At 57.8% G+C, this 20,054-nt stretch carries 1 protein-coding gene; it reads right to left on the reverse strand.

Features of this window, described 5'->3' with window-relative positions; translation table 11 throughout:
- Nucleotides 1-20: 20 nt before the first annotated feature.
- Entirely contained in the window at nt 21-20,045 is a 20,025-nt protein-coding gene (locus C7E10_RS03785; RefSeq protein ID WP_105326028.1) for a leukotoxin LktA family filamentous adhesin, read from the reverse strand.
- Nucleotides 20,046-20,054 lie beyond the last annotated feature (9 nt).

Consider the following 20,054-nt stretch of genomic DNA (forward strand, 5'->3'; position numbering starts at 1 on the left):
CCTTCCCTTGGCCTTGTTCCTTAGAAGTCCTCAGTCTCAGCATTTTCCCCAGCCTGGACAGGAACGGCCTGGGTATAATCCACCAGATTGTACCGTTCCATATAGGTCAGGCCCGGATGGAAAGCCTGCTGCCAGGAATTCATGAACTTCGCTGCGTGCTGGGTGCGCATCCAGTTGTTCAGGCTGTAGCGTTCCTTGTACACATAGTAGTGAGGATCCAGCTCCAGCAGATTGCCGTTGGAGTACTGCCGGTAGCCTCGGTCGTTGAACAGGAGATATTTCCAGGCCCCGTCCCGGCCAATGGGGTTACTGTCATCCATCCAGGCAGTCAGCTGGCTCCGAGGATCATTGAGTTTCGTATTGTTCCAGTAGCTGCTGCGGGTGGCCTCGTTGGGCAGAGGCGTGGTGCCATAGACCTCCGTGTCCATCACTCCGTTGCTGAAGTACCCGTGATCCAGGACGTAAAGCTTATCCAAATGGAGCTCACCCTGGGTGGCGGTAATGCTGCCGTTGCGCACCCACAGGTGGTCGAAACGGGCACCCGTGTTGGTACTCAGTTGGCCAATGGTCAGTTTTTCGATAGGTGCATCAGCGCTGGCACCATCGGGCTGGATGGAAAGGAACCCATCCGAACCAACACGCTGGCTTACATTTTCCAGGCCAATATCCGCCCCGGCTACCGCAATCTGGGTGCCGGCCGTCATATGTTTCACATCCATCACTTCAGCTCCGCTGCGGACAAAGACCGCTACCAGGTTGCCATCAATGGTATCCAGGTACAGACTGCCGTCCTTCACTTCCACACCGGCATCCTTCAGAGCATAGAGGAATTGGAGGTCCACATCGTCCGTGCCGTCCTGCCGGATAGTAATGTTGCCCGTGTCCGCAGAAACCAGAGCCTGGTCACCGCCTGCTTCCCGGTGGCTGTCCTTGATATCCCCGGTGCCGGTGGTGGTCATTGCGATATTGCCCTGCTTGGACGTTACGCGAATCTGTTCTGCCGTGCCGTCAGTCGGCCCTGCAAAGAGAATATCTCCGTTGTTGGTGCCAAAGCTGGTGTCCAGCCCGGAAGTCAGGTCCTTGCGCAGGATAATGGAACCGTTCTGGTCGGCCTTCAGTTGGATATTTTCCACTGCCTCAGCGGTGCCGTCCAGGATCAGATTGCCCTGGCTGGTGGTTTCGCCGCTGATGCTGCTGCCGCTCCAGATATCACTCTGGAAGTGGAGATTGCCGTTGTCGCTGCGAGTCTGGAGGTTTTGATCGGCTTTGACGGTGTTCTGGAATTCAATATTGCCGTTGTCCGTCGTGGCTTTTACGTTTCCTTTCAGTGCCTGGGTTGTGCCGGTGACGAGGATGTTGCCCTTCTGGGCCTCCACGCCGCTGTCGCTGGCCGTCAGGGTCGTGTCGCCGTTTTGCGAGGAAATGTCGCTATCGAGGCGGATGGAGCCTTCACTGGCCGCAGCCGTCAGGCTCGTGCCGGCCATAATCTTCTGGCCGGTCTGGCTGATGCTGCCGCTAGTGGCCTGGAGCAGGGTGGCTGCGCCGCTCTGAATATCGCCGGTAAGGTCGATGCTTCCGTTTGTCGTGTCGGCGGTAACATTGATGCCAGCTGTCAGGTCGCCAGTCATCTTGATGGCGCCGTTTTCGGACTGGACGAGGATGTCGTTCGTCTTGGCGATTGCATCGCCGGTGAGGTCAATGCTGCCGCTCTTGGTGTCCACTTGGACGTTGTTCTTGTCGGCGGTCAGGTCGCCTACGACGAGGATATTGCCCTTCGTGCCGGCCTGTACGGTGGTGCCAGTCTGGGACTGGGTATTACCGTAGCGGTTGATGTCGCCGGTGCCAGTGGCAATGGCAGCGGTGGTGCCGGCAGTGATGGTATTAACAGCGCCCTGCTTGCCCACGGTAATGCTGCCGTCTTTGGCGTAGAGGGTGGCTGCCGTACCGCTGTTGATATTGCCATAGACTTCCACCTGGCCCTTGGTCAGGGACTGGAGGTCCGTGGTGGTGCCGCTCTGGACGTTACCGGTCTGAAGGATATCGCCGGTGGTGGTCTGGACGTCGGCGGCAGCGGCTGCCGTGACAAGGCCTTTGTGATTAATATTCCCGGTGACAGTTTGGACGGTGAGGTCGTCGCTGCTCAGGATATCGCCGGTCTGGCTGATGGCACCGCTGTTGGTGGCGATGCGGACGTCGCCGGTTCCGGTGATGGTCTTGTCGCCCAGGTTCCAGGTCTTGACGTCGCCTGTGATAGTAATGTCACCGGTGGTGGTGGTTTCCACGGTGGTGCCGTGGGGCGATTCCACGCTGCCTGTGAGGGTAATGGTGCCATTGTCCGTTGTGACGGAAGCCGTGTTGCTGGCCCGCAGGAGGGTATGCTTCTCCGCTGTGCCGGCCGTGATGGTGCCGTTGTCCGTGTTCAGGTTCAGGAGGTCGCCGGCGGTGACGCTGCCGTCTACCACGATGTTGCCTTCGTCTGTCAGGGACTTGCTATCGTGGGCGTGAATGATGGCGTCGTCTGCCGCGCCAGTGAGATTGCCGGTGAGTTTGATGCTGCCTTCGTTGGCAACGAGGCTGGCGCTCTGTGCGGCTTTGACGTCACCGGTGATGGTAATGTCGCCAGCTTTCTTTGCGTCGCCCGTCTGGTTGGCTGCCACGTAGGCGTTCGTCTGGCTGGAGATAACCGGCGTGTCATCCAGAGTCGCCGTCAGGCTGATGTCGCCGTTATCCGTGAGCACATTAACGTTTTGGGTACTGCCTGCTTCGAGTTTGGTACCTGCTGCCGGTTTGACGGTTTGGAGACTGCCGTGGACATTGATGTCGCCGGTGCCGGTCTGGACAGTCGTACCGAGAACGGATTGCGTCAGGCCGAAGAGGTCGATGGCACCTGTGTTGGTGGAAATGGTAGCCGTGTCGCCGCTGAGGGTGAATTCGTGTTTAGTCCCATCTTTTTCCGCAGCTTGGCCGACGAGGATGTTACCCGTGTTGGTAGTCTTGATTTCGAGGGCCTTGGCTGCACTAGCGTTGCCTTGGAGGTTGATAGCGCCGTTATTGGTGCTGATGCTGGCAGCATCGGTGGCAGAGGTGATGTCGCCTGTGAGGGTGATGTCGCCTTTGAGGTCGTCTGCTGCATCTACCTTGTCAACGTCTTTATCGGAGGCACTGATGGTGGCTGTGCCGCCGTTTGCTGTGAAGTCGCCTGTGAGGTTGACATTTCCTTCTACTGCCTTAAGGGTTGCCAGCTTGCCGGCTGTGACGTCACCGGTAAGGGTGAGGCCGCCGCTGGTGGTGGTCTGGACTACGGAGTCGCCCAGGCTGGAGATGACCGGTGTATCCGTCAAGGTTGCCGTGAGGTCGATGTTACCCGTGCCAGCTTGGACGGTGACGTTCTGGGTAGCACCTTCCGCCAGTTCCGTACCTGCTGCCGGTTTGACAGTCTGGAGGCTGCCGTGGACATTGATGTCACCGGTGCCGGTCTGGACAGTCGTGCCGAGAACGGATTTCGTCAGCCCGTACAGGTCGATGGCGCCTGTGTTGGTGGAAATGGCTGCCGTAGCGCCGCTGAGGGTGTAATCATGCTTAGTTCCATCTTTTTCCGTAGCTTTGCCCACGGTAATGCTGCCGTTGTTCGTGGCCTTGATTTCCAGAGCCTTGGCTGCACTGGCGTTGCCCTGGAGGTTGATAGCGCCGTTGTTGGTGCTGATGCTGGCAGCATCGGTGGTGGAGGTGATGTCACCGGTCAGGGTGATGTCGCCCTTCTGGTCGTCCTCATCATCCACGTCTGTATCGGAGGCGCTGATATTGGCCGCACCGCCGCTAGCCGTCAGCTTGCCCTTGAGGTTAACATTTCCTTCCGTTGCCGAGAGTGTCGCTGCCTTACCGGCTGTGATATCGCCAGTTACGGTAATACCGCCGCTGGTGGTGGTCTGGACTACGGCATCGCCCAGGCTGGAGATGGCCGGTGTGGTGGTGCTGGTAGAATCAAGGGTGATATTGCCCGTGCTCGTCTGGACAGTAACGTTCTGGGTCGTGCCTTTTGCCAGTTCCGTACCTTCTGCCGGAGCGACAGTCTTCAGGCTGCCTTCAATTTTGATATTGCCCAGGGAGTTGGTCTTCACCGTAGTACCCGTTACCGAGGCGGCAGTACCGTAGAGGGTAATATCCCCTTTGTCTGCCGTGGTGTTGCCCGTGGTTTCCAGGGTAACAGTGGACGCCGTGGACGTCAGGGAACTGTCGGTTTCATCGGTGCCCACAGTGATATCGCCGGTCTGGGTCTGGAACAGGACTGCCTGGCCGGTACTCAGGGTGCCGCTATAAATAATATCGCCCGATTGGGTAATGAGCTTCGCTTCGCCGCTGGTTCCGCCCGTAAAGTCGCCGGCGGCGGTGATGGTACCGCTGGTACTGTCAATGTGGATGCCGGTTGTGGGCAGGGTCTCGTTGGCTTCGCCCAGAAGCAGCCGTTTGGCCTTCTTCGGCGTGGTTTCGGTGGCCTCAGTCTTTTCGGTGGTTTTGACCGGTGCATCGCTGGTGACGCTGCCGGTAATGCCGATGCTGCCGCTGGTGGTCCGGACGTTGACAGCCTGACCGGCTTTGATATTGCCGGTTACGGAAATCTTGCCGGTGGTAGTGATCAGGTTCACGTTGCCAGCGCCGGTGGCGTCCAGGTTACCCTTGACGCTAAGGTCACCGCTGGTGCAGGTCTGGAGGGTGGTGCCGGTTACAGACTGGGTGTTGCCGTAGATGGTAATGGGGCCTGCTTCGCTGTTAATGGCGGCTGTGGTGCCGGCGGTAAGGTTGTTTGCCACCAGCGCCGTACCGATGGCGATGGTGCCCTTCTTCGCCTTGAGGCTGGCAGCCGTGCCGCTCTCAATATTTCCGGTAAAGGTCAGATTGCCTTCTGTTTCGCTGGCTACGGTGAGGCTGGTGCCGGCGGTAATGGCGCCCGTCTGGGTGATACCATTCTGGGCGGTGAGGCTGATGGCGCCGCTGGTAGCCGTAACAGCCTTATCGTTGGTGATGCTGGTGGCGGCAGTGATGCTCAGATTCCGGCCTGCCGTCAGGGTGCCCTCTGCGTGGACATTGCCGCTGGCGTTGTTGATGACCATATCCTGGACAGCGTTTCCGTTGCCGGTGACGGTGAGGTTGCTGGTCTGTTTGTCATCGGCGTGGTTGTTGATATTTACGTTGGTACCGGTGGAGCCCTCTGCGAAATTCACCGTCACATTTTTGTTGTTCTTGTTTTCTACGTATACGTCCTTGGTCTTGTCCGTATTGGTAATATTAATCGTATCCAGAGCGTTGATGCGGCTGTCTTCTGCTTCGCCCTGCACATTGCTAGGCATGTTGATACCGGCTGCGGCCACCAGATTCATGGTGTTGGCCAAAATGCCATGGTTGCTGGTCTGGGTAATAACGCCGCTGGAGTTCAAGTTGACACTGCCCGTATTCGCTAAGAGCTTGCCGGCTGCATCGTAGGCACCGGCCTGCAACTCGCCCTGGGCCAGGTTGATGAAGCCTGCGGCCGTCAGGGTAATGTTATCGGCCTTGACGGTGCTGTCGATGGCGTCGACTGCCGCTGTCGTATCGGTGGCCTCTACAGCTTCCTGGCCCAGCTGGATGGAGCCTTTGCTGTCGATGGAAAGGTCGCCGCCGGCAGTTACCTGATTGAGGACCAGCGAACCCGAGCCTATACCAGCCAGGTAGATGCCTTGGCCGTCTGTTGCAGCGCTGGCGTTCAGGACGCCGCCGCTATTGGCGATGCGGAGGCCGTCTGTGCTAAGACCCAGGGCACCGTTGGCCGAGGTCAGGTTGATGTTCTGGCCGTCGATGGTACCCATGTTCTTGCCTTCTTCGGTGGTCATCTGCATGCCCGCATCAGAGGCCAGGGAAATCAGGTTGCCGCCCACGCTTTGAATGGTCAGAACCTGCGCCGCGTTGCCGTCGAGCCCAGTCTGGTGGAGATACAGGTTACCCGACGTCCGGGCATCCAGAGTACCAGAGAGGTTCGTATTCAGGTTCTTTGCGGCACTGCCGATGTCCCCGCTGCCGCCGGTGACGATAAGGTTCTTGGCGGTAATGCCGCCGCTTTCCATGGTGACGCCCTTATCCGCCATCAGCTTCACATCAGCCGTGGTGGAAATATTGCCCGTTACGTTCAGAGCGGAATCCTTGACCCCGGCCAGGTAAATGCTGCCGGCGCCAGTGGTATTGGAGGTATTGGCTTGCAGGGTGACACTGCCTGTGGTCTGGAGGGTCAGGGGGCGCTGCTGGCGTACCGTAACGGTCTGGTCCGCTGCACTCCAGGTCAAATCCCCGGCCTTGGCCTGGGACAAGAGCTGGAGGTTTTCCAGCTTCGTCAGGTCGGCGTAGTTGATAACAACCGGTTCGGCATCGTTGCCGATGTTCTTGGCAGCGTTCAGGGTAATGTTCTTCCCTTGGACGTTGGCCTTAGCTACAGTAAGTACTTCTCCTTTAGGCGCATTTAGGACGCTGCTTTGGAGTGCGTACAAGAGGTCATTCTTGCTCCAGCCGTAGGAATTGCTGCTCTTGATATCCCCCACAGAAATGATGTATTCCTGTTCTTCCCCAGTGAAGCCCGTAATGCCTTGGCTATCAAGGAAGCGCTTCCGGGCTGCGTCGTAGGTATTGTAAGCTTTCTGCAAGGCTTTTTGCTTGTCTTCTTCGGTTGCATACTGATACGCCTTGATGGCCTTGACCGCATCTTCATAGGTGGTCTTGGCTTTTTGCAGGTCCGTATCACTCTTGGCGGCAGTTGCGTACGTATCGGCGGCTGCGTTGTAATCGTCCAAGGTATGTTTCGAAGCAGCTGCCAGCTTGTTGCCCTGCCCTGTAAGAGCATCCAGGCGTTCCTGCTTAGCGGCTTCTGCTGCTTTAGCCTTGCTGTCATCGGTGTCTGCCGTGTTGATAATGCCCATATCCTGCCAGAGCTGGAGCTTGTCGCCGCTGCCGGAGAGTGTACCGCCGCTGGTGGCGTCTTCAAAGCTGCCGGAGGTGGTAAGATTAACATTGCCGTTATGGCTGACGATGGAGCCGATGCGCATGTTGCCATTGGTGTTTTTGAGGGTAATGTCGCCGGCTGCGTCAGCGTTGAGACTGGCCGAAAGGGTATCGGCGCTGAGGGCCTTGGTGGCCGCGTTGGCCGTGGCATTGATGGCGCCCGTGCGGCTGATCAGGTCGATGCGTTTCCCTGTAAGGGTCGTGCCGCTGGCCGAGGTCAGGTTGCCGTCAGCCTGGAGCTTCAGGTTGCCTGCTGCTGTGCTGGTCTTGACGCTGAGATTTCCTTTATCCGAAAGGACGGTGACGTCGCCGCCGGTGCTCTTCACAGACAAGGTGGCATCTGTGCCGAGGGCACTGTGGTTCAGGTTGATATTGCCGGCTGCGCTGGCTGTGAGCGTATCCGTGAAGATGCTGGCGCCGCCATCAGCCGTAATGCCGCCGGTATTGCTATTCAGGGTAACCGTGCCACTGGTGCCGGCAGAGGAAATATTCCCGGCCAGGTTGAGGTTCTTATTGGCCGTAATGGAAATGGTATCCTTGCCGCCGGTAATGAAGCCGGTCTGGATAGGGTTATCGGCTTTGATGGAATAGGTACTGCTGGTGGAGCTGTTTTGTGAGCCGGTCCAGCGATAATGTACCGTGCCGTAGCCGAGGACCTTGCCCCAGAAGCCGTCGTAATCTTTATCCACGCTAACGCCGCTCCACTGGGTGTACGGATCCGTATATACTTTCGTATCCACGGAGTAGGCTTTGTCCGTGGCAGTGTCTACCTTGGTGATGACCTGACCGGCTGCCAGGGCCTGGTCACCAGTCTGGGTTTGTGAGCTGGTCGTCGTCATGCCCTGAGAGACTTCTTTATTCGTAACGAAGTCTTCTGTAGTATTGTACGGAATAAGGCCCCACATAACGAAGTCTTTGTCGTAGCCATAGCCGGTTACTTTTACGTCGCCTGCGGTACCGCCAGTCCACTTCAGGGTCTGGGGTGCCGGGTTGTAGTAGGTGATGCCATTAGAGGTGCTGGTGTTGTTTACTACCTGCTTGCCGGTGATTGGCGTCACGCTGACCTTCACAGAGCCGTTATTTTCCGTAAACTCCGTGAGCATATTGGTATTGGTGTCTTTGATGCTGATGAGACTTTCAATGTCGTTATTTTCGATTTTGTGAAGGGTCAGGTCCTTGGCCACAGCAGTGGTGTCAATGGAGATGTCCGGGGTGCCGTCCATAGCCAGGATGCGGCCGCTGCCGTTGGTGCTGGCCACGGCGCCGGTGATGTAGATCTTGCCGCCGGAGGGAGCCAGGTTTTCGGCCAGGAGTTTGCCTGTGGCCGGGTTGTAGTACAGCTTCACTTCGTATTCCCACTGCTTGGTATCACGGTTGTAGTGGGGTCCGCCCTGGTTGATCAGGTAGTTTTCGTTGCTCATGACCTGGTCGTCTGTGAGGGCCCGTCTGTTCCGCTTCCACTGGCTATCCAGGGTATTGATGCGTTTTTGGTCATCCGCCGTGAGAACGGTCTTGTAGGTGCCGTAGCCGCTCTGGACGAGGCCGTCGACGATGACGTTCTTGCCAGTCAGGTAGATATTGCTGCCTGCATGAACCCCGGCACTTTCATCCGGTTTCCAATTCACAATTTTTGTAATTTCTAGCCCATTAAGTTCCAAATCTTTCGCATGCGTTATAAGCGCACTTCTGTAGCCATCATAGGTAGTCTGGCTGGTAAGCCACGAGACATCCCAGTTATTACTTGCGCCTTTAGACAGGTACTTCTGAATCTTTTGGGCAATGGAGTCGCTGAATTGGTAACGCGTAATCGGGTCGGAGCCTACAACGAGCCAGCCTTCGCTGGTCTGGGTGACGGAGCCCTTATCGGCCACAATGTGGATGTTCTTGCCGGTTACGTTGGCCGAGCCCACAATATAGATATTTTGATTCGAGTTCTGGATGGTCACATCGCCGGAACTGTTGAGGATATCCCCAAACACGCCAATATCCGGGCTGGCATAGCTAGAAGCAGTGCCCGTGCTCTTGATGGTAATGGCCGGTTCTGCCCCTGCGGCTGCGCTGCTGGACAGGCTGCCGGTAAATTCGGACAGGGAGCTTCCTACAAGGCTGTCGTTAAAGGTGAGGCTGCCGCCCTTATCCTTGATGATGACGTCGCCAGTCTTCAGGTAGAGGTCACTGGAGTTGGTAATATTCACGGCGTTGACGCCTTGGGCCTTCAGACTGCCTGTGCCGGTGACCTTATCGGCATCGATGGTGATGTTGCCGCCGGAAACCACTATGTCCGGCAGGTTGATGGCTGCTACATTGATTTCATCCAGGATGGCACCGTTGTTTTTAACGAACCCATTGGTTTCCATCAGGGACTTGAGTTCTTTCATTTCTGCTTCCAATACGTGGTATTCGTTGGAAGTCGGTGCATATTGGCCGATCACATTGGCCAGTTTCCGGTAGCGGTCAATCAGGGTATTGGGCAGGGTTACGCTGGAGGGCTTAACACTGTCTGCAGAGAACCAGTCGCTGCCCTTGGTAACCGTAGAAGTAATACCGCTCCAATCCAGGGCGGCTTTGCCATCTACCTTAGTTGCTTTCGTTTGTCCGGAAATGGTCAGGTCCAGATCCGTATGGATGCCGGCCGTCACAGAACCAGTATCGCCCAGGGACACGTAGTTGTCCGTGGTTTCACTGCTGGTATGGCTGCCCAGGGCCGTAGAGGTGGTGGAGCCTGTACCCGAATCGCCCGTGTAGTTGTTGTATTCCCGGGCGCTTTCGGAGACTGTGGTCAGCCCCTGTCCGGCTTTCAGATTGGTATGGCGGACAGAGCGGACGTCGCCGTTGATGAGTACCTGGTTGGCCTGGGTCATGGTGTTTTCCAGGCTGGGACTGCTCACCAGAGGCAGAGCGGTCTTGTTATAAGCATCAGCCAGGGCGGTGTAATTGAGCACGGACCGCAGACCGTTCTGGTCGGCGCCGGCGTAGAGATTGACGTCGTTCATGCTTTCCACCAGGCCGCCGGTGAGGCTGATGGTGTTGGACCGGTGGAAATTATTGATGGCTTCCGCAGAAGCGGCCCCTACAACCCCGCCCTGGGTGTCGGCCACGGTCTGGAAGGCACCATTGGTGGTATCCGTGGCGGCCAGGGTAATGTTCTGGTCCGCTTTGCCCGTCTTCAGGGTAGCGTTGGTGGCGCTTATGCTGTTGGCGTAGGTCACGTCATTCTTGCTGTAGGCTGAGGTAGCAGCCACCACCCCGGCGCTCTTCAGATTGTTGGTATATTTCATATCGCCGGTGGTTTCGGCCAGGGCCGTCAGGGTGCCCTTATCGCCGGTACCGGTGAGAGTCGTTCCTTCGTTCAGATTGACCTGAGCCGTGTAGTTCAGGGTATTTTCCATGGAGTTGGCGTTCACGGAAGCGCCGCCGTAGCCGCTGCCCTTGAGGTTCACGTCGTGGTCCACGGTATTGACGGCCGTGTAGTTCTGGGCCCCTGTGGTAGTAACGGTGCCGGCCACGTTGGTTTTGGCCGTATGGCTGACCTTGGTGGTCATTTTCGTGCCGCTGGCGCCGATGACAGCAGCGGACAGGGAGTCGGCTGTGGCATCTACGTCATCGCTGTTGGTAGCCGAGGCCGTCAGGGAACCGGCCTGCCAGGAGCCGTTCACGTTGGTCTGGGTATTGGTGGTAAAGGTCGTATCCGCTTCGGCTGCTGTTGGGCTGATTTCCACCAGCCCGCCGCCGGCACCGCTGGCATTATTAGCCAGGTTGCCATAGCCGCTGCTGCGGAGAGTGACGCTGCCCAGGCTGCTGCCGTCAGCTGTACCGGAGGCACTGACGTTGGTGGTCAGGCTGCCGGTCATTTGAGAGATATTTTCACCGCTGGCAATGGTGCCCACCGTGACGCCTTTGGCGTCGGCGTCAAGCGCCGACGAGTTCGTGCCAGAAATAGCCAGGGTATCTGCCTTGTAGCTGCTCTTGCCAACGCTGACCATAACGGCCGTGTTCTGGGACGCATCAGCCACGTTGGCTTGGAAGGATCCGCCCAGGGCTGCGGAGAGACCCACGGCGTTTGCCTTGGCATTGGCCTGGGCGGTATCGTCAGTGCCAGTTTGCTGGCCTGCGGCAGCGCCTAAGGTGACGTTTTTGCCACTGAAGGTGGAGCCGTCGCCTACGCTGAGGCTGACTTCTCCCCCGGCTTTGGCCGTGGCGAGGGAGGCACCAACGGCACCCAGCAGAGCGCCGCTTAAAGCCTCTGCATCGGCAGTAACGTTGGGCGCACCTTTAGCCAGGATAGAAATGCTGTCGCCGCCAAGCTTATTGGCGCCTGTCAGGGTAATCGCGCTATTTCCCTTATCTTCTGCATAAGCGACAATGCCCTGAAGAGCCCCTGCCCCAAGGGCCCCGCCAAGGGTGCTGGCGGAAATCCCATTGGCCTTATTGGCTGTCACACTGGTGGCGCCGGTGCTGGCAATCGTAGAGGCCTGGTTGATGGTAACCTTGGTGCTGCTGTCGTTTTCTGCGTTGGTAATCAGGGCACCGCCGGCGGCGCCAAGGGAGACCGTGAGGCCGACAACATCGCTGGTGGTCTTGCCGGTGTCTTCAGCGAGGATGGTCGCCCCGTAGGCTTCACCAGTTTCTTCGTTAATGGCCCCGCCTACGCCGCCTAAGAGGCTGCTGTCCGAAAGGGTGACGTTGGTGGCACCGCTGGATTTGCTTTGGGCAAAGGCTGCGTTCACGCTGAGACCGCCGGACAGGGCTGCCTGGTAGGCTTTAACGGCGGTTGTGCCGTGCTGTTTGGCCTGGACGGTCAGGTCCTTGGCAGAGGAAAGGACACTCTTGCCGGAAATGGTGACACCTGCGTCTTTCTTGGCATCCAGAGTGGCCACCGTCACGTTGGCGCCGCTGACCCCGGCCACAGTTGCAGCAGCAGCGGTAAGCGTGGCATCGGTTTGCCGGTCTGCGCTGATGGTGAGAGCGTCACTGGTGGTGATGGTACTGTTATCGACGAGTGTCTGCGTGCCTGCAGCAGGCGTTGTCACGCCGGTTTTGGCGCTGACGCCGGAGTTATTGCTGACAGTGACTCCCGCATCGCTGCTGATGAGGTTCGAGCCGCTCGTGAGATTATTATTTTGGGAACCGATGGCGTTATTGGCGTTTGCGAGGATGCTCTTGGTATCCACTTTGCCGCTCTTATCAGCATCGCTGCCGTAGGAATCGGCTACCTGGGTGCCAATGGTGGTGACCATGACATTGGTATTGAGACCGAAGCCGCCTAAGGTGGCACCTGCCATAGTCTGGTCCACGTCCAGTTCTTCCCGGGAGGTGACAGCGGCAGTCTTGGCGTTGACGGTGCTATTGGTAACCTTAGCCAGGGTCCCTGTGTCGACGGTGTTGATACCCACGCCGACCCCGATGGCTGCTGCACCGGCGCTGGAGGTGGCAGCGCCGAAGTTCGTCGTCACCTTATTATGGGCGTCGACGCTGACGTCCGGCGTAATAGTACCGGCCTTGCCGATGGTGCTGTTATTGACTTCGGCTGTGGTCGTGCTATTGATGTTATTGACGCCAATGGTCGCACCGGCGGCACCAACGGAAGCGGCTGTACCGATGACGTACGTATCCACGTCGGTGGTGCTGTCGGCGTTGACGCTGGTGGCGGTACTGCTCAGGCTGGTGCTGTTGTCGACGAGGGCCGACGTAGTGAAGTCATCGTTGACGATGCCGATGCCGGCGCCGATAGCGACACCGACAGGAGCGCCAGAAGCTGCAGCGGAAGCACTGTAGAGGGTCGTATGATGATCATGCAGGGCTGTTACATTTAGCTTGTCATTGGTGCTGGTAATGTTTTTGACGACGGCCTGGGTCGTGCCGTTTAATTTCGTAACAGCTACAGTGGCTGCTGCCGAAGCAGCGGCTGTGCCGCCACCGGAGATGGAGAGACCGTCGGCGTTGGTGACGACGCTGGACTTCTGGTCGGCAGTGACGTCGATATTTCGGCCGTTGACGGTCTTATTCTGGAGGCTGTCCGGATTAGACACATTGCCGGAGAGTTCGGCCTGGGTCGTGCGGCTGAAGGCCAGCGTATCGGACGCACCGGCTACGCCGGCACCACCCGTAGCGCCAACCCCTATGCTCAGGGAGCCTACGTGGCTTTCGCTGTTCGTGCGGTCGATGGCCTTGACGGTGACGTCATCGTTTGCGTCAGCCGTGCGGGTTTCATTGATGGTGGTATTGGTTACGACAGCTTTCGTGCTGCCGCCCAGCTTATTCAGCGTAACTGTGCCGGCTGCGCCAACGGACACGCTGCCCGATGCGGCGATACCACCGGTAACGGCGACGCTCTCTAAATCATGCTGGCCATAGGCGGCGGTGACAATGCCCTTGCGTGCATCAGTGATGACCTGCTCGTCTTTCGTCACCGATGTCTGGACGCCGGTATCGTCCATGGTCTGCGTGAGAGCTATGCTCTCATCATTTTTGCCAGCCGCTTGGAGGGTGCTGCCTGTTACTGTGGCGGCTGTATTGCCTGTGATTTCGTTGCTGCTGACGCTGACGCCGATACCGGCGCCGCCTTTAAATGCGCTGACACCGAGGGCACCGGCGTAGTTGCCCAGCTTTTCCCGGCCATTGGCCAGGACGCCGATGTTGCCGGTACTTGTCAGGGTACTGTCCGCAACGCTAGCCTGCACATCATTGCCGATCTGGTTGACGGCCACGTTGCCGGCGATGCCAACGTTACCGGCTGCGGCTGCGCCGATACCGGCGGAGGTGATATCATTGTTGCCCGTGGCCTGCACCAGGGTATCCGTATCGGTAATCTGGCTGCCGCCCGTAATGGCAGCTGTCGTAGCCTGCTTGATGCGGTTGACGCTGACCCCGGCCCCGCCGGCGAAGGTACCACTGCCGGCTGCGGCGACGGCAACGGTATTGATGGTACTCTTGCTGTCGGCTGTAACGGAGACGTCGCTTGTTGTGCCTCCCTCTGCAGCCTGGATGGTCGAGTTCTTTACTTCTGCCGTAATGTCCTTGTTGACCAATGCGGTAGCTGCGCCGCCTTGGATGGCCACTTTGCCGGCACCGCCCACGCCCACACCGATGGTGGTCAGCTTGGAGGTGTCAGCCGCATGGAGAGATGCCTTTCCTGCATCGGTGGTCGTAAGGGCAGCGTTTACCATAGCGGCACGGGTCTTCTGCCCGGCTTCGCCTGTACCGGCGCCGCCCACATCGTTATAGGCTACAGCGCCGCCCAGGGCGACTTTCCCTGCTATATCTACGTTGCCCACCACGGCCAGCCGGGTATCGCTGCTGGTGGCTTCGACGTTGGTATCGGCAATGTTCGTGAGAGTCGTCTTTTCCTTAGTGACGGTCTTGCCGTCTGCATCTTCAGCTTCACCGATGACGGCTTCTGTATCGCTGCCGCCGTGGTTGATGGCTGCCGTACCGCTGAGGCCGGCGCTCTTGCTGGCTGCTACCGTAGCTCCGATGGCATAGAGCTTGCTTGTATTGGCAGCGGTAACGTCCAGGTCCACGCCCGTTTCCGTCAGGTTCGTCACCGAACCGCCGGCCAGGTAGGCCTGAATCTGGTTGGAGAGCTTGTTGTAGGCCACCGCTGCGCCGATGCCGGCTTTGCCTCCATAGGCCACGGAACCGGCCACGTTCACTTCTTTGGCACTGCTGTCCGCCGTAACGGCCAGCTTATCTGTAGTAATGGTGGAGTCGCTGACCTGGGCCAGAATATCGTTGTTCTGGGTCTGCCAGGTTACACTGGCGGCACCGCCAAAGCTCTGGGAACCGGCGGCAATGCCGGCTGCCACGTCGACGCCTAAGCTGTCCGCTTCGGAGGCCGTGGTAATAGAGCCAGCTTGGATGGTGGCGTTATCGATGCGGGCCGAGAAGTCGATGTCCCGGTCAGCCACGTTGACGGCAGCACCGGCGGCATTGCCGTTGGAGCCGGCAATAATCAGGGCTGCGCCCACGCTGAGGCTGCCAGTATCGTCCATATCGACGGTCTGACCGGCTGTGTCGAGGCCATTTCCTTCTTCGTCTGTATCTTTATAGTAGGAAGAACCGTCCGTGTCCAGGCCGGCGTCTTCCGCAAACTGCTGATGCTTGGAGTAATCCCCCAGTTTTTCCTGGTAGGGCTTTGCTTCCTCGGAGCCGCTGGTGGTATCGTGTGCTTTCACCGCAACGTTCCCTGCGGCGGTAAGGTTTACGCCGGTAATGGCCGCATCCGCCTTGTTGGTCAGGCCGTTGTAGACGAAGGCACCGGTAAAGGCCCCGTTGGAGCTGCCATCGGTCTGGTCGCCGCCAACGGCAACCCCGGCAGAAACGGCCCCCGTAATCTGTTTGGTGGCCAGAAGGCTTTCCACCTTGGCAGTGTTCACATTGGTATAGGTACCGCCTTTAATGCCGGCGTTGATATTATTGTTGATATTGGCAACGGCAACGCTGCCGCCCACGGTCTTGCCGCCGCCTTTGGTAAGGTCGGCATTGACGCCGCCGGTAATCTGGAGGTCGCTTTCGTAGGCTGTGACATCGAGGTCTGCCTTGTCAGAAGCAGACCCGGTGACAGTATTGTCTTCTGCCAGTGCGGTGACATCCTTGTCGATGAGGTTCACCGAAACGGAAGCGCCGCCGGCGAAATTAGTGCCGGTATCCTTGATGACCGACAGGCCCAGTCCAGCTGCTGCGGCAGTACCGCCGCTAAGGGCCTCAATATCCATCGCTTTGACCCCTGTCAGGGTACTGTTCTTAATGGCGGCCGTCAGGTTGTTATCAATCCTGTTGACAGCAGCCGCACCGCTGACGGCGACTTTTTTCTTGGAGCTGTTGCCCTTGCTCAGGGAGAGGGCTGCACCGCCGCTCCAGGCCCCGACGAAAGCGGTATCCCGGGCACCCACCTGGACGTCGCCGTCGTTGTTGAGTTGGAGGTTAGCCCCGTCGATCAGGGCTTCGGTGGTATTCGTTTCCAGGTTGACGGAAACGCTGCCGGCTCCGGAAAGGCTGAGGGACGACTTCTTGCTGCCGCTGGTACCTGTCTGGCCGGTCGCCGCCGTGCCCGTAAGGGGCGAGGCTTCCGCCGTCGGGGTCGTGCTTTCGCCTTCTGCGCTGCCAGAAGCTCCGGCTGTACCTCCCTGGTTTTCACCGGCGCTTTCCAAGGCATCCGTCAGGTCTTCGCTGACCCCAGAAATACTGTCTAAGCTTTCGCCGATTGCATCGGGAATGGCGCTGGAAAGGGCACCGGTGTTTCCCCCGGTGTTGTCAATGGCATTGGTGGGCTGGGTGGTCGAGCTTTCGCTGGAGGTAGCCCCGCCGGCTACCGTAATGGTATTGATAAGGCCAGTGGTTTCGGCGCTGACGTTGAGAGCTGCGGCGCTGATGGAACCGGCCGTAGCGGGAGCCGCTGCTGCCGTATCCAGATCCTCGATGGCTGCCCGGTTGGTCACGTCAATGTTGTTCACGGCGACGGACATGCCCACGGCGGCGCTTCCCGTGCTGGAGGCCAGGGCGAGAATGGCATTATTCACGTTGGTATTGTTGTGGCCGGCCAGAGAAATGGTGCCGGTGCTGCCGCCACTGTCCTTTAAGGCCGTAAGCTTGGCATCCTTGTCCACCAGGACCTGGTTGTTGCTGTCGCTGTCCGTAACAGAGACCATACCGCTCAGGCTGTTGCTGGCAGCTTTCTTGCCGGCGGAAAGCGTAATGCCCGCATGGAAAACGTCAGAGTCGCTGGTGAGGTTCAGGTCCCCGCCCGTGAGTTCCGCCCCTTGCTCAACCCTGACCAAAGCGCTGGAATCAAAGTTTTGGTAATTGAAGCTGTCGCCCACGCCGGTTCCCGTTTTCTTGGCAGCCGTGCCCGTGGCGGCACCTGCACCTGCTGCTGCGCTGCCCAGGTCAGTACCTGTTGCACCGCCGCTAGTTCCAGTGTCAGAAGCAGACGTAGAGGCATTGAGTTTACCATTGATATTTACATCTTCAATTTTTTCTACAGCCTTCAGATTCAGGTTGTCAGCCGCCGTAAGCACCGCATTTTGGCCCACGGTGACGCTGCTGGCAAAGTCAATATTGGACAGGGTAATGGCGCCGGCCAGGGTACGCTGGGTATCCTGGTCCCCCAGGGACTGGGCCGAAGCCGATACGTTGGCGTAGTTCGTGGGTTCCTTAAAGGCGGCAGCACTGTCGACGGCTTCCGAGGCGCTGGTAAACAGGCCCTTCACATCGTCTGCCACATCCGAGCCAGCCGTCTTCACTGCGGTCAGCAGGTCGGCAGACTTAGCCAGTACGTCCGCCGCAGAGCTGGAAAGGTCAGCCAGCTTCTGCCAGGTGCTTTCCTCGTTGATGCCTTCGGCAGTGACGTTGGCTGCTGCACTGTCAAACTCATCTTGGTAAGCCGTTAAAGAGCTTTGCAGATCTTCTGCCGCAGTCTTTACGGCCGTAGATTCCGCAGAAAGGGTTGCCGGGAGTTTTGTCAGGGCAAATTTCAGCTTGGCAAGGCTGTCTTCCAGGTCCGCTTTCATCCGGTTGATGCGGTTATATTCCATTTCGGCGCTGCTTTGGAGGGTCAGGTCCTTGCCGGCGGTAAGCTTTGCACCACCGTCTTCCACCGTAACCTGGGCCGACTGGTTCAGCTTGTCGTAGACAAAGCCCACCGAAGCCACATTGGGTTTCGCGGTGGTTTCGTCTTTGCCAAAGGTGTTGGACGTGCCGGCTGCAGTGAGCTTGGTGTCTTCTATGGTCGCATCGGCTTTCGCCGTCAGATTGCCAAGTTTGGCTTCAGTTACAGAGTTCTTGCCTAAGTTGACGGCTGCCGTATTGGTTTCATCTGCGTAGACCACCGCAGCCCCGGCCGTAATGTTGTCAGCGATAGTATCAGCCAGAGAGGTGCCTTCGTTCTTGGCATCCTTACTGGAGAACAGGTCAATGATTTTTCCGGCAACCTCATCCTGGAGAGAAAAGTCCTTGATTTCCTTCAGCTGTTCTATATAACCCCCATACTTGTTTTCCAGCTGGGTTTTCTCTCTTTCTTTGGCTTCCCCGGCAGCATTGTTGGCCTGGTGACTATTGGATTTCAGGGTATTCTTCGCCGCAATATCCACGTTCTGATTGCCCTTGACAGTTCCCTGTACGTCCACGTTGGCCTTGCTGTTATGGTTCACCACGTCAACGGCCGTGCTGCCGGCAGATTCGTTCGGTGCTTCGGACTCGGCTTTTGAGCTTAACGTATTCTCAGCTGCTGCGCTGACGCCCACGCTGCCCCCTTGCGAATCCAGGGTGCCGTTAATGGCCACGTTGGCGTTATTTTCATGGTTGGTCACCGTGACAGCAGCCACCATCAGGGGAGCCCCAGTAGAGGCTTCGCCTTCTTCACCTTCCCCGCTTTCCACCTTGATAGAGGCTTCATTGGTCACAGAAGAGGCAGCGTTGGCCGTTACCTGAAGGGCAGGATTAGTGACGGTTTTGTTTTCTTCATCGGTCGTGGTGGTATCTGCACCAGTTGCGGTCAGCGTTCCGTCCACAGTGACCTGTGCCGTATTCTTGACCTGGGCATAGTTCACCGCTGCAGAAGGAATCAAAGCCGAAATGTTTTGGCTGGCCTTCTTGCCTTCTGCTTCCACGCCGATAACAGCTTCTGTCTGGGCATCGGCGGTGACGTTCACGTGTTTGCCCTGTACCTGGGCGCCGCTGCCTAGGGTAATAGCAGCCTGGTTTTCCAGGAGAGCCACGTCGGCCCCTTCTGCCAGGACATAACTGGCATATTCTTCTGCCTTCCCAGCCACAGAATCTCCCGTATCCACATATGTATTGTTGGCGCTGGCGGTAAGGGTGACGTCTTCTGCTGCCGTAATATTGCCTTGTACGTTGACATTGGCTATAGTCTTGGCATAGCCGCTGGTAACGTCTGCGATTACCGTGTCGTCCCCAAAGCTGGTGCCGGCGTCTACAGCTGCGTCTGCCTCCGCCTTGGCCTCATCGTAATTGCCATTAGAGGCTTCTGCCTTCAGTTCCACGCTGCCGGCTGCGTTTAATGTCCCATAGCTATCCACGCTGGCAGTAATGGTTTTGGGCGCAGAAGCAAGACCCAGGTTTTTGCCGCTTTCGGCAAATTCTGCGTCTGCTACATTTTCGTATTCGGCTTTGGCTGCCAGGACCAGGTCTCCGCTGCCCGCTTCAGCCGTTACTTTTAGGCCCTTGTTTTCCAGGCCGGCAGCCGTCTTCTGAGCAGCTGTAAGCTTCACCACATTGGTGAAATCCGTCACGCCCGTGTTGATGGCAGCGCCCGTTTCCAGACCGTCTGCAGCCGTGTCGCCCAGGGTTTCCCCTGAGATATTCTTGCCCACGGCAATGCGGGGAGCGTACATTTTCACGTTATTGGTGGCGTTGACGGTACCCAGGACCGTAATGGTACCGCTGGGATTCAGAGGAATGGCCAGATTCCCCGACTGGATATTGGCCAGCAGCTCAGCAGCCTCACTTTCCTGCATTGTTCCGTCAAAGCGTTTTTGCAGGCCTTCGTAGGTCATTTCCTCCGCAGACCCGCTGGCGGGAGTCATCACATACAGGGAGCCTGTGTTGATGACACCAGTTTTGCCCACCGCCATACCATTGGGGCTCAGGAAATAGAGGTTGCCCCCGATTTGCGCGTTGTGGATGGAGTTCAGCGTACCGTTAATATCAATACGGGTATCCACAAAGTTGATCAAGTTTCCCGCTTCTGTATTCGGGGTTTCCGCAGTATGGAAATACAGGTTGGCTATATCATTTTGTCCCAACTGGAATTTTTGAAATTTATTGATGGCGTTGCTGCCGTTCCGTTTTTGGGCTGCAATATCGTAGGCGCCATTGTTATTTGCTTTGTAAGCATTGCCGCTGCCATCAGTAATGTTCGTAGCTGCCAGCGCCGCATAGGGATTGACCAGCATGCCAGCTGCAGCAATGGCAGAAAGGATTTCGTAGGACAGACGGGCTTTGCCTTGCGTCTGCACAGAATGCGGGTTTCCCCGCTTGGTTTTATGGAAAAAGTTCCGGTTGCTCATAGGTCATGC

The sequence above is a fragment of the Acidaminococcus hominis genome, from assembly GCF_900291475.1.
In the GTDB taxonomy this organism is placed as follows: Bacteria; Bacillota; Negativicutes; order Acidaminococcales; family Acidaminococcaceae; genus Acidaminococcus; species Acidaminococcus hominis.

What these genes read in the sequence shown, in the direction of transcription:
- C7E10_RS03785 (WP_105326028.1), bottom strand. Translation starts at nt 20,045, where the DNA reads ATGAGCAACCGGAACTTTTTCCATAAAACCAAGCGGGGAAACCCGCAT.